Annotated in this window: 10 protein-coding genes; 8 read left to right on the top strand and 2 right to left on the bottom strand. The window is 43.3% G+C overall.

Going from position 1 to position 12389, the window contains the following annotated elements; all coding sequences use genetic code 11:
* Positions 1 to 131: 131 nt before the first annotated feature.
* The 3 genes from DFP80_RS01930 (at position 132) to DFP80_RS01940 (ending at position 3260) form a co-directional block, all read left to right on the top strand.
* Positions 132 to 998 carry a carbohydrate ABC transporter permease gene (locus DFP80_RS01930; RefSeq protein ID WP_113915134.1) on the top strand — a complete coding sequence of 289 codons (867 nt, stop codon included), beginning with the start codon at positions 132 to 134 and terminating at the stop codon, positions 996 to 998.
* A gap of 10 nt (positions 999 to 1008) precedes the next feature.
* The gene (locus tag DFP80_RS01935; RefSeq protein ID WP_113915135.1) at positions 1009 to 1971 is read left to right on the top strand and encodes a carbohydrate ABC transporter permease; all 963 of its coding nucleotides are present in this window, start codon (positions 1009 to 1011) and stop codon (positions 1969 to 1971) included.
* 179 nt (positions 1972 to 2150) lie between these two features.
* Complete coding sequence (locus tag DFP80_RS01940; RefSeq protein ID WP_113915136.1) at positions 2151 to 3260, top strand: ABC transporter ATP-binding protein; 1110 nt, start codon at positions 2151 to 2153, stop codon at positions 3258 to 3260.
* A 97-nt stretch (positions 3261 to 3357) separates the two neighbouring features.
* Here DFP80_RS01940 and DFP80_RS01945 read toward each other — a convergent pair whose 3' ends face one another.
* Complete coding sequence (locus DFP80_RS01945) at positions 3358 to 4269, bottom strand: LysR family transcriptional regulator (protein ID WP_241560163.1); 912 nt, start codon at positions 4267 to 4269, stop codon at positions 3358 to 3360.
* Between the two features lie 87 nt (positions 4270 to 4356).
* On the opposite strand from DFP80_RS01945, the gene DFP80_RS01950 reads away from it, so the two are divergent.
* Positions 4357 to 5520 carry an MFS transporter gene (locus tag DFP80_RS01950; RefSeq protein ID WP_113915138.1) on the top strand — a complete coding sequence of 388 codons (1164 nt, stop codon included), beginning with the start codon at positions 4357 to 4359 and terminating at the stop codon, positions 5518 to 5520.
* 181 nt (positions 5521 to 5701) lie between these two features.
* Here DFP80_RS01950 and DFP80_RS01955 read toward each other — a convergent pair whose 3' ends face one another.
* Positions 5702 to 6616, bottom strand: a complete 915-nt coding sequence (locus DFP80_RS01955; protein WP_113915139.1) for a helix-turn-helix transcriptional regulator — start codon at positions 6614 to 6616, stop codon at positions 5702 to 5704.
* Positions 6617 to 6766: 150 nt separating this feature from the next.
* Between DFP80_RS01955 and DFP80_RS01960 the strand changes: the two genes are divergently transcribed.
* From DFP80_RS01960 to DFP80_RS01975, 4 genes are all read left to right on the top strand, one after another.
* Positions 6767 to 7984 (top strand): MFS transporter, encoded by a 1218-nt coding sequence (locus DFP80_RS01960; protein WP_113915140.1) that lies wholly within the window; start codon positions 6767 to 6769, stop codon positions 7982 to 7984.
* The gene (locus DFP80_RS01965; protein ID WP_113915141.1) at positions 7985 to 9175 is read left to right on the top strand and encodes an FAD-dependent oxidoreductase; all 1191 of its coding nucleotides are present in this window, start codon (positions 7985 to 7987) and stop codon (positions 9173 to 9175) included.
* Between the two features lie 38 nt (positions 9176 to 9213).
* Positions 9214 to 11163, top strand: a complete 1950-nt coding sequence (locus DFP80_RS01970) for a TonB-dependent receptor (protein WP_113915142.1) — start codon at positions 9214 to 9216, stop codon at positions 11161 to 11163.
* A gap of 590 nt (positions 11164 to 11753) precedes the next feature.
* Positions 11754 to 12374 (top strand): NAD(P)H-dependent oxidoreductase, encoded by a 621-nt coding sequence (locus DFP80_RS01975; RefSeq protein WP_113915143.1) that lies wholly within the window; start codon positions 11754 to 11756, stop codon positions 12372 to 12374.
* Positions 12375 to 12389: the final 15 nt, after the last annotated feature.

Consider the following 12389-nt stretch of genomic DNA (forward strand, 5'->3'; position numbering starts at 1 on the left):
TCTCCCCTACAGCATCAAAGTGCTTGGGCTAGGAACATACTTACCAGACTAGAGTGAATTACTAGCTAAGCAATTCACTTAGAAAGATACAAGGGCTAGGGTGGGGTCAAATGTAAAAAAGGGAAGCAAGTATGTCTTCTGTCTTAATAAAAAATGAATCTCGATTGGGGCTAAAACTGGTCGCACCCGCCGTCGGCATCATCGGCTTACTGGTGATTTACCCCATTTTGTTCAACCTTTATTTGAGCTTTTTTGATGTTCAGCTCAATGGCAGTAAAACCTTTGTCGGGCTGGATAACTACACGGATTTACTGGGTAATCCACGCTATTACCATTCAGTGGGAGTGTCTGTTATTTACCTAATCGGCACTGTCATCGGCACCACGGTATTGGGCTTGGCCGCCGCGATTCTAATGAATCAAGAATTTCGCTTTCGAAATATTGCTCGTGGTTTGATTCTCTTGCCCTATTTCGCCCCTGTGATCAGTGTGGTGTTTGGCTGGCAGTTTATTTTTGATCCGGTAAACGGCATCTATAACCATGTGGTGGTGGATGTGTTACACCTTACGAATGAACGAGAAAACCTCATAGGCAACCCTGATTCAGCTTTGTTCGTGGTGATTTTATTCGATATCTGGAAGCACTTTCCGATTGCCTATTTATTGTTCCTCGCGAAGTTACAAAGCGTACCAAAAGATCTCTACGAAGCGGCCGCAATAGACGGACAAAACGCTTGGGGGCGTTTCTGGCATGTAACCTTGCCAGAGCTACGATTCGTCATCGCAACCGTGGTGTTACTGCGCATTATCTGGAACTTGAACCGATTTGAAGACGTGTACTTGCTTGCCCCCAATGTCGAGACCTTGCCGATTTTCACCTATTACCAAGCCTTCGCAGGCATCGTTGATCAGGGCGGAGCCGCGGCCATTTCAGTAATTCAATTGCTGGTCTTGGTCGGGTTAATTTGGCTGTACGTTCGCAAAGTACTCAAGTGGTAGGAGATGACTCATGATGAATAAACGCACGCCCCTTCAATCCGTGATCTTGTATGCGTTAGTGCTCGCATTAGTGATTTTTTGCGTCTTTCCCTTTTTGCAGATTCTGTCAACGTCCCTGAAACACCCGATTGATTGGGGGAATCCCTCACTCATTCCACGGATATTGCACTTGGACGCTTATAAAGAATTGCTTGGTTTAATGCCGCCAAAAGAAGTGGATGTGCCCGCCAGCATCCAACGTTTGCTCGACAACCCAGCCTTATCCGCTGAAAAGAAACAAATGCTACTGGCGAAATTCAGTTCAGGCGGTGACGTCTTCCCGTTCGGACGTTACATGCTGAATACCTTTGTGATTTCGTTTATCACGGGGATTTGTTCGACCTTCTTGGCGTCACTCGCGGCGTATGCCATTGCTCGTTTACGCTTTCCCGCGCAATCTCTGATGGCCAACGGCGTGTTGTTTGTCTACATGGTAGGTGGTGTGTTGCTGATGGTGCCGCTCTATCAAATGAGCGTCAACGTGGGTTTAGCCTCCAGCGCAGGGGGCACGATTTTTAGTTTGTTCTTGATCTACCTGATCCAGACCTTGCCCGTCGCCATGTACATGCTGGGCAATTACTTCCGCACCATTCCCTTCTCCTTAGAAGAAGCGGCAATGATGGACGGTTGCTCAAGAGTAGAAGCCTTCTGGCGCATCATTATGCCCTTGTCGAAGCCCATGCTGTTTACCGTGTTTATCTATTGTTTTGTCATCGCTTGGAACGAGTATTTGTTTGCGTCTGTGTTCCTCAAACAATACCAAGATTTCCAAACCTTGCCGTTGGCATTACAAACTTTGTTTACCTCGAAAAACGCCATTTGGGATCGCATCATGGCCGCTTCCATGCTGACCCTGTTGCCCGTCATTATTTGCTTCATGTTAGCGAATAAACATTTGTCGGGCGGGCTTACCGACGGCGGCGTGAAAGGATAAATATGATTATTGTGTTTCATGGATATTTTTTGAAAGGTTAACAACTAACAAAACGTCACGAGCGAAGATCAGACAAGGAAAAAGTGAGCGAAAAAGCGGAGTTTATAGTTATAAATGAGCATTTTGAGCGATCTTTTGACGCAGTATCATCGAGCGCAGTAGTTTTGTAGGAGTAGAATATGAGTTCAGTGATCTTACGAAATGTTAATAAATCCTATGGCAACTTGCCAATAGTGAAGAACCTAAATTTAGAAGTAAAAGACGGGGAGTTTGTCGTGCTGGTTGGCCCAAGTGGCTGCGGGAAAAGCACCACACTTCGCATGGTGGCAGGCTTGGAAGACATCACCCAAGGGGAAATCCAAATAGGCAACCGTGCCATTAACGATTTGCCACCACACAAACGCAACATCGCCATGGTGTTCCAAAACTACGCCTTGTATCCGCATATGTCAGTGCGAGAAAACATCGTCTTTGGTTTGAAAAAGTCGGGGGCGGACGCGGAAACCATCAAGACAAAACTGGCTGACGTGTCAGAAATGCTCAAGCTCGACGATTATTTGGATCGCAAACCCGCAGATTTATCTGGCGGTCAACGTCAACGTGTCGCCATGGGACGGGCCTTGGCTCGTGATGCGGATGTGTATTTGTTTGATGAACCTTTATCAAACCTAGACGCCAAGCTTCGTCATCACATGCGTACTGAAATCGCTCGCATTCAGCACCAATACAACATGACGGCGATCTACGTTACCCACGATCAGATCGAAGCCATGACCTTAGGCGACCGCGTTGTCGTCATGCGCGATGGCATTGTTGAACAAGTCGGCACGCCAATGGAGATTTACCTACAGCCGACCAACACCTTTGTCGCGACCTTTATTGGCTCTCCCGCGATGAACTTGATCGAAGCCAAAATAGAAGGCGAAGATCTGGTATTCGACAAATACCGATTACCTGCAGAAAAAATCGCCAATGTGGACTTACACGACCTGAAATCCCATGACACAGTGTTAGTAGGTATTCGCCCAGACTTTTTTGAAGACAGCGCCTTATCATCACCAAGCGATAACCTATTTGAATTCAACGACATACAAGTAGAACTGGTGGAAAATCTCGGTTTCGATAAAGAAATTATGTTCAAACTCGGCGGCGAAGATGCGAAAGCCAGACTCGACCTACGCTCCCACGTCAAACGCCAACAACACATCTCGTTATCGGTTGATTTGAATCGTGTCTTATTATTCGACACCAGTACGCAAGGCATGTTGCTGAATGCGGGAGAGGTTTGAGATCAAGAATCGAAGCTTTAAGTGACCAAGGTTTTAAAAAAACAATCATCGAATAGTGAACCAGTTATTGATGCTTCTTTACTGGCGTAAGCCTAATTTATGACGACAGTTTCTCTACCAGATAATCAATAAAGACACGCACACGCTCCGGCATATGCTGCCCTCCAATGAAGACCGCATGAATGACCTCTTTATCTTGTGGGTTATAGTCTTCTAATAAGGGCACTAACTCCCCTGATTTGAGTGCATTTTCTATGTGAAAATTTCCAACTCGGGTAATGCCGATGTCTTGCATGGCAAGCTCCACCAAGGTTTCACCATTGTTCGCGATCATGTTGCCCGAAATGGGCAATATATAATGTCGATCCTCGTCGCAAAATGGCCAACCTGGCTCTAGACGATTAAAGCTGAAATCCAAACAATTATGTTGCTCAAGATCGGCTGGGGTTTTCGGTACGCCCGCCTTTGCTAAATAGTTCGGTGTCGCCACAATGGTCCGCCCCGTCTCTCCTAAGCGGCGCGCACTTAGATTACTGTCGGGCAAGTTGCCAAACCGTATCGCAACGTCGATGTGACCGCCCTCGACATCACTGACTAAATCACTGACTTCGATCTCCATTTTGATGTCTGGATAACGCTCTAAAAATTCCTTATAGATAGGCACCATGGTCAGACGACTGTGGGCCACAGCAGTGCTCACTTTTAACAAACCACTGGGGCGGGCTCGATCAGCCAAAGAAGCTTCCGTTTCCTCAACGTCTTTTAAGATACGTCGGGCGGCTAATGCGTAGGCCTCTCCTTCGCTGGTCAGATGAAGATGTCGCGTTGTCCTAACAATCAGCCGCACACCCAATCGAGTTTCCAGCCGTGTCATCATTCGACTGACCGCGGATGGGGTTAAGCCAAGTTGTTTGGCGGCGGCACTTAAACTCCCCGTCATGACCACTTCTAAAAAAGTTTCCATTTCGGTGGTTTTATCTACTTTTAACGGCTTCATTTGTGAATCCAATGCAAAAGAGATTGACTCAATCCCTATCTATTCAAAGAAGTTGTCTCTCGTTATATTCCTCACAATCATAAATCAACAGGAACTAAGATGAAAATTAACTTACCTCTATTGGCCTTAGCCATTGGTGCATTTGGCATAGGTGTGACGGAATTCTCACCCATGGGCATGCTGCCCACCATTGCAGATGACTTAGGCGTGTCCATTCCAACCGCCGGTATTTTGATCAGTGCCTACGCGTTTGGTGTTTTAGTGGGTGCGCCTATCATGACGTTGGCTTTTGCCAACATGCCTCGTAGACGCTTGCTGCTGTTGTCCATGGCAATTTTTACCCTAGGTAACTTAATCAGCGCTCTTGCTGACAGTTATACGACCTTATTAATTGGGCGCATTATTACCTCGTTTAATCACGGTGCCTTCTTCGGTGTTGGTGCAGTTGTGGCCACCAGCATAGTGCCTCCCAACAAACGCGCAGGGGCTGTGGCCGCGATGTTTTCAGGCCTAACCCTTGCCACCATTGGCGGTGTGCCGTTAGCCAGTTACATTGGCAGTACCATAGGCTGGCGTGTGGCCTTCTTTGGCATCGCCATTATCGGTGTGATCACTATGTTGGCGCTCAGGTTTAGCCTACCGCCATTGGCCAACACAGAAAAAGCGAATATCCGTCATGAACTGAGTGTATTAACCCGCGGCCCCGTGTTAGCGGCATTATTGCTCACTGTCGTTGGTGCCAGTTCGATGTTTACCGTGTTCACTTACATCGTACCGATTTTGCAGCAAGAAACATTAGCATCAACCACCTTTGTTACCGCGATGTTAGTGCTCTACGGTGTAGGGTTAGCAGTAGGGAATGTATTAGGTGGGCGCTTTGCGGATCAGTCTCTTTACGGTACGTTAATCGTCTCTCTGGTCAGCGTCACCGTATTGCTGCTGCTTTTTTCCGTCACCATGACCTCGGCTTGGATAACCGCACCTTTGATCTTTTTCTGGGGCGTCGGCAGCTTTGCAGTGGTGCCGCCATTACAATCCCTTGTCGTACAGGAAGCGAGCGAGGCGCCTAACTTAGCCTCGGCGATGAACATTGGCGCATTCAATCTCGGCAACGCTGTTGGTGCAGCACTTGGTGGTGCGGTGATCAGTGCTGGGCTTGGTCTACCTGCGGTTTCCATTGCTGGTGCCGCTACTGCTATTCTGGGATTAATGATGACCGTCTTCTTAAACCGACGACGTCAGGCAACTCAAGCTTTAGCATAAAAATCCATAGCGCTTTGCTTCAACTTAAATAAAAAAGGGAAAAACGTCGATCGCATTACATCGATGATTTTCCCTTTGCTGTATTAAAACTCATCTTGTCCTACTCGCCGGCCTAAGTGCTTGTTAAATCATCCACACCCAACATGGCAATATAGCAACGTAGCGTGCTTCAGAGGTAGCTTCAAATGCTTTTTTTCTGGTTCCATTTGCTAGGCAGTACTAGGTAGCGCTGCTTAAAGCGTTTTGAAAAATGACTAGGGTGCGAGTAACCTGTTGCCAAGCAAACATCTAGAACCTTATGCCCCTGTTCTAGTAAGTGTTTAGCATTAGTCAGTCTTATCTCTTCTAAATAACGATGTACGGTAGATTGTACCGCCAGATGGAATCCTTGTTTTAATTTGCTTTGATTAATACCCACTGTCGATGCTAGTGATGCGATTGTCCAAGGTTGATCAAATTGATGTTCAATCAATGAAATAGCACTTTGGATTTTTGTGTGATCGGATTTACTTAACTGCAATGGGACTTTAGTATCGTCAAAAATGGTTAGAACGTGTGAGAGGGCTTCGAGTGCCTTGCTTTGAAGAAATAGGGATCTAGGAATACCTTCTAACTCACAGTAAAAAACCTGTTGGGAGATTTCTTTGAGTTTAAAAGGAGTCTTCTTGGTCAACATAGTGGCTTTTGCGACACTGTGATTTTGTTCGAACATAGGGATTAATCGGTCAAGGTTCACAATGCCAAAACTTGATATATATTCTAGGCTGAAGCGGATATCTACACAGTGAATGTGACTATCCTTTTTGAACAATGTTCTTCCTGCGACTGGATAAGCAGAATGAAAGACCACCGTCATATCTGGCTGTATTGTTAATACTTCCCCTGCATCAATTGAAAATTCTCCTTTACCGTCCAGAAATATCGCAATGCAAAATGTCGGAGGCCCTTCCTCGCGGATGTCTTTGGAAGATTCTAAATGCAGGTCTAGCGTCGATATTTGTAAGTAATTGCCAATCTGCTCTGTGACGATCCCTGGTGATGTAAGTAAGGTTGCTATGGATGTGTTGGGAGCGTTTTCCGTATAAATTGTTTCCATAAAAAGCACCAGAGTTTTGATGTAATAATTATATATAAATAAGAATCGTTTTCAATAAAGTTCGGAAAACGATGTTTTTTAACCAAAAGTGTTAGTTTTCATTTTCTTCACTTCGCATAATCCTCAACCATATTAACTGTGGCGATTATTATGCAAAAACCTCATTCCATTAACTTATCTTTCTTAGCATTTATTGGTGTTTTGTATAGTTTTCAAAGTATTTTAGGGGCGATAACTTTTCAAGGAATGCCTGCTGTATTCAGGCAGTCAGGAATACCACCAATACAAATAGGCTTTATTTATTTACTCATGCTGCCTTGGATTTTTAAGTTTATTTGGGCCGCACCACTGGAAACATGGAGACAAAAGAAAGGCAGAAGAACGAACTGGCTCTTTCTAGTGGTTAACAGTGTGGCCATTGTGATGTTGTTACTCCTGACCCTTACAACTCCCGATGTTGGCTTATATTTTATTTTTATCCTCCTTGCAATTATTGCGATACTTTCCGCCACCGTTGATACCGCTTTGGATGGTTTTGCTATTAAAGAAAGCAATGCTTTAGATAAGAATTGGGTCAATGTAATGCAGATTGGAGGAGGGTATTTAGGATCGATTGTCGGTGGTAGCCTATTTTTGTTGTTAGTGGGCCGATACAACTGGAAATTTGCTGTTTATGCCATGGTTGTTCTGTTGTTGATGATGCTTTGTTATGTGTTATTTCAACAACAATCGGTTAAAGAACTAGGGCAGAAGTCAGCGAAACAGAGTCTACAAAAAACCTTTGCTTCCAAGCAGGTTCAGTATGGAATCTTCATTGTTGTTATTGCTCAATTAGGTTTGAGATTAGCACAAGGGATGACGATGCCATTTTTTATTGATTATGGCATTACATTAACTCAATTGGGGGTTATTGGTAGTATTGGAGGAGCCACTGCCAGTTTGATCGCCGTATTTCTGACAGGGTTATGGGTAACCAAAAAAGGCCCTGGGTTTGTCTTGATATCTTTATTGGCAGTTCAAATTTCTATGTATTTTGCCTTTTACTATTTCAGTGAGAAAGCCGAACTCACGTTATTACAAGCGTCCTTTTTATTGTTGTCAAATAGCGCTTGTGTCGCAGCCAGCTTTGTTGCTCTTTATAACCTATTAATGAGATTAACATCACCTGAACAGGCTGGTGTCGATTTCAGTTTGTTGCAAGGTGTTGATACTGCGATTGCTTTAATAGCAGGCGTTATCAGCGGCGCTTTAGTTCAATATTTAGGGTATCAAAGTTACTTCTTGCTTTGTGCACTTGCTAGCTTTAGCGCTTTAGTCGCACTTCCATTACTCAACAAATCCTCCTCCCCTCTTAAGGTAGTTATTTAAATGAACAATCAAACAGTTGTAATTATTGGCGCTGGTGTTGCTGGGCTGAGTAGCGCGTGGTGGTTAAGCGAATTAGGGTGGAATGTGATCGTTATTGAAAAAAACACTGATTTAAGAGCAAGCGGCTATATGTTGGGCTTGTCTGGACCGGGTTACAGTGCAATTGAAAAAATGGGCATGTTAGAGGCTTTGCAGAAGCACCAATATCGTTATCAAGTTGATAAAAATGAGTATTTCAATACTAAAGGCAGGAAAATATTCTCACTGAATATTGAGAAAATTTGGGGGAGCATAAAAATATTGATGCTGTCTAGAACAGATTTAGTGAATGAGCTATACATCAAAGCGAGCGAAAAGAAAAATATAGACATTAAATTTAGCTGTTTGGTAACGAGTTTTGAGAATAATGCAGACAATGCAAAAGTATATCTTTCTGATGGCTCGGCCATAACCGCCGATTTGGTTATTGGTGCGGATGGTGTTAACTCTCAGGTTCGAAAAGCGCTATTTCCAACACAAGATAGTAAAAGCCGTGAGTATTTGGGCTATAAGGTAGCCGCTTTTGCGACAGACGAAGTTGCAGAACAGGTTAAAAATTTTAAATCCTTTTCAGAACCGGGACGAATTGTTGAGCTTTATCCAGTTGGCAAAGATAAATCTGCTGGGCTGTACCTTTGGAAAAGCAGTAGCAATGCAGTTATAACTTCTCCATCGATAAAAAGGGCCGAACTCACGGCTCAGTTTTCTAATTCACACCCCTTAATTAAGAGAAAAATATCCTCACTTGATGACGCTTCTCCGTTATTTTTTGACAACTTAGTAATGATTGATTTGCCGAAATGGTCACAAGGTCGTGTCGTTCTGATTGGGGATTCTGCGCACTGTTTGACATTGTTGTCAGGTCAAGGTGCAGGCATCGCAATGATCTCATCTTATTTACTTGCAAAATCCTTACAACGTTACGGCATAAATCAAGGCCTAGAAGATCATGAAAAGAGGCTCCGACCTGTAATAGTGAGGCTACAAGAAAGAAGTCGAAAATTAGCAACTTGGTTTATTCCGGCTTCTAAATTGAGTTTTAACCTTAGAAATTTGGTTGTGAGGCTTATGCCAAATGCGTTGATTGGTTGGTTTTTCTTACGAGCAATTCGATCGGACATCATTGCGGCGTCCTTAGATGAAGCTAGTTAGAAACTACATTTATTAAATAAGAAGAAGGTGTTGTGTCGATGTTTCGTTACGTAAAAGTAAATACGTTGGTAAAAAGCATGGGGCTTGTATTGGTTTTGTATGGTCAACAGTCATTTGCTGCAAGTGTACAGTTAGATAGCATCATAGTGAATGCTACAAAACAAGACACACCAGCATCAAAAGTCGATGCCGCAATATTGGTAAAGACTGCTGAAGAGCTAGCTTTAGCCGGTGTTACGGAAGTAGCTGATTTAGAAAAAGTGTTTCCAGGTTTACTTATTCAGACAAGAGGGAACCGAACTTATGCCAGCGCTTCTGTTCGAGGGATAAATTCTCCAAACTTTTACTCGCCAGCGATTAATGTATTGGTAGATGGCGTCAAGCAAGACAATGCTTTTATTACTCAAAAATTAATTAATGTGGAAAGAGTCGAATTTTTAAAAGGTTCTCAAGGCAGTTTATACGGGACTAACGCTCAGGCTGGTGTGATTAATATTATTACAAAAAAAGGGGCATCTCATTCAAATATAGAACTGGGTTATTCCAATCAGAAGCAGTATTTGCAAGGAGCATTATCCGTTGATTTAAGTGATGAGTTCTACGCTGATCTAATGCTTTACTCGGAAGACGAAAATGGTTTTGTAGATCATCAAACCAGTGGTACAGAAGATGCGAATAGCAGTCGATCTGTCAATGCAGGCTTGAAACTAAACTATGTGCAGGAAGATGGTCCTTGGGATGCCGTTTTATCACTTTCTAATGACGAACTCGATTCTCATGAAGAGTGGTACCTTAGCGCTGATGAATACAATAATAAGACGACAACTCAAGATATACCTGATCTAGAACGTAAAGTAGAAAGTTATGGACTCACGGTAAACTATGAAAAAGAAAAAGTTAAACTAACCAGCATAAGCCACCTACAAAATAGGCGTGTAGATCGTCTGTATGTTGGCGGTTTATGGAATGAAGATCAGACTGTCACCTCGCAAGAAATAAAGTTAGCAACAAAGCATAGTAACAGCCTTAGTTCTTTTCTTGGTATTTACTTAGAAAGTCTAGAGTTTCAGGGGTTAGCCTATAGCGCCACGAATGAAATAGACACAGAAACAGTCGCTGCATTTGGTCAGTTAAGTTATGCAATTAACAGTGAAGTGGATATCACCGCAGGCGGTCGACTAGAACAAGTAACCACGACATCAGATTATTCTGGTAATTCCTCTTTTGGTATCGCTGCGTACGATGAGGAATTAACAGACAGCCAATTCTTACCTAAAGTATCATTGGGTTGGCAAATGAGCGATCTCACTCGGGTGTATGTCTCTTTATCAGAAGGTTATCGTCCTAAAGGGTTTAATCGAGTACCATTTGGAGACAATAGCGCGGGTTATGACAAAGAAACCTCTTGGAGTGGTGAGTTAGGATGGCGTACTAAACTACTGAATAATCGAGTAAATGTCAGTGGCGCATTGTATCAAATTAAATTAAGCGATGTGCAGCTTTATAGTGGCAGTATACCCAACCAGGTATTAACCAATTTTGGTGAGGCTACCAGTAGAGGCTTAGAAATTGAGCTTAATTGGTTGGTTGGAAATGGAGTCGGTATCAACCTTGGTGGTTCCTTTGGCAAGTCTGAATTTGGCCCTGGCAATGGAAGTTATGAGGGGAATAGCCTAACGTATACGCCTGATACAACGGTACTTTTAGGTGTGGACTACAAACATGAAGAAAGTGGTTTACAGTTAATGGCAAACACTCGCTACATGTCCAAAGTGTACTATAATGAGGCGAACACAGTCTCTCAATCTGCGATAACTCTGTTGGATCTCGCGGCGGAATACACGTATAAAAATGTCAGTTACCGTGTCTTTGTAAACAATGCGACAGATAAGGAATATGTTAGTTATTCATACCAAGGTTCTAGTGCCATTCAATCCAACTATGAGCAAGGTAGAGAAGTTGGCGTAAGCGCAAATTATCAATGGTAAATTAGGGTAAGTGAGCATAAAAGCCTGATAAAATATGCGGATTTACTGTGTGCTTTATCAGGTTAAGGAAAATGCGATTAAGCCCCCAACATCAGAGAATGTAGGTTACTTAAGAAACAATATACATTACCTTCACTACTACCAAAGCTAATATTCGGTGAAGAGGCAATTCGTCTGTATTAACTCAAGCTATCGGAGCTTAAAAGCGCAAAGAAAACAAACACTAGAATAAATTGGTAACTAAAATACCCAGCAAGCTACAAGCTTGAAAAGGTCGCCCTTGTACAAATATGAAGGGAGCACCTGAGCAAATGCTGAGCCCATTTAGAATACCAGTTTCATCCCAAAGCAACAGGCGGCAAACTCTGTCCAAGCCACAAAACTGAGACACTACTTACGCTCGTAAACCAGCCACAAGTTGGTCAAGTAAAGCTATCTACACAACATTAGTTTACTTGACAAAAACTAGGATTCTAACGATCCAAAAGGACGCTAGACTTACCTAAATCCCATAAATTAACCTAGGTTAATTACTCCTTTTCTTCGCTTCGATAAAGTCCCGTTATCACTCAAACAACGGAGCACAATCTATGAGCATCATCGAAGCATTAAAATGGCGTCATTCTCTGAAACATTTTTCACCGAAAAAAGTCGACTCTTCCATAATCCATAACCTCATTGAAGCCACCCGACTTTCCGCATCATCCTACGGCCTTCAACCATACAAACTATTAATTGTGGATGACCCTACATTACTAAATCAATTATCAGAGCAAGCGTTTGGACAGGCACAAGTAAAAGAATGTTCTCACCTCTTAATTCTTGCCAACAAAACTCATATAACCAATGATCTTGTGGACGACTATTTCGAACACCATCATCAGCAGACCCAAACAACCGAGGGCAGTTTGGCTGGCTACGCTGAGCACATAAAAACCGCCATTGGTTCAAAAACAGAAGAAGAGAAGCAAACCTGGGCAGAACAACAAGCCTACATCGCACTCGGCTCCTTATTGGCCGAAGCCGCCATGTTATCAGTAGACACTTGCCCAATGACAGGCTTTGACACAGCGGCCTTCAACCACACTTTAGGTCTCACTGACAAAGACTTAAATGCTTGTGTCATTTGCGCGGTTGGCTATCGTGAAGAAAACATGGCGGCACAAAACAAAGTCAGATTACCAGTGAATGAATTTGCGACTTTTCTTTAAGAAAAGACGGTAAAT

The organism is Marinomonas rhizomae, assembly GCF_003315485.1.
In the GTDB taxonomy this organism is placed as follows: Bacteria; Pseudomonadota; Gammaproteobacteria; order Pseudomonadales; family Marinomonadaceae; genus Marinomonas; species Marinomonas rhizomae.

Coding starts and splice junctions, on each gene's coding strand:
- DFP80_RS01930 (WP_113915134.1), top strand. CDS start 132: ATGTCTTCTGTCTTAATAAAAAATGAATCTCGATTGGGGCTAAAACTG.
- DFP80_RS01935 (WP_113915135.1), top strand. CDS start 1,009: ATGATGAATAAACGCACGCCCCTTCAATCCGTGATCTTGTATGCGTTA.
- DFP80_RS01940 (WP_113915136.1), top strand. CDS start 2,151: ATGAGTTCAGTGATCTTACGAAATGTTAATAAATCCTATGGCAACTTG.
- DFP80_RS01950 (WP_113915138.1), top strand. CDS start 4,357: ATGAAAATTAACTTACCTCTATTGGCCTTAGCCATTGGTGCATTTGGC.
- DFP80_RS01955 (WP_113915139.1), bottom strand. CDS start 6,616: ATGGAAACAATTTATACGGAAAACGCTCCCAACACATCCATAGCAACC.
- DFP80_RS01960 (WP_113915140.1), top strand. CDS start 6,767: ATGCAAAAACCTCATTCCATTAACTTATCTTTCTTAGCATTTATTGGT.
- DFP80_RS01965 (WP_113915141.1), top strand. CDS start 7,985: ATGAACAATCAAACAGTTGTAATTATTGGCGCTGGTGTTGCTGGGCTG.
- DFP80_RS01970 (WP_113915142.1), top strand. CDS start 9,214: ATGTTTCGTTACGTAAAAGTAAATACGTTGGTAAAAAGCATGGGGCTT.
- DFP80_RS01975 (WP_113915143.1), top strand. CDS start 11,754: ATGAGCATCATCGAAGCATTAAAATGGCGTCATTCTCTGAAACATTTT.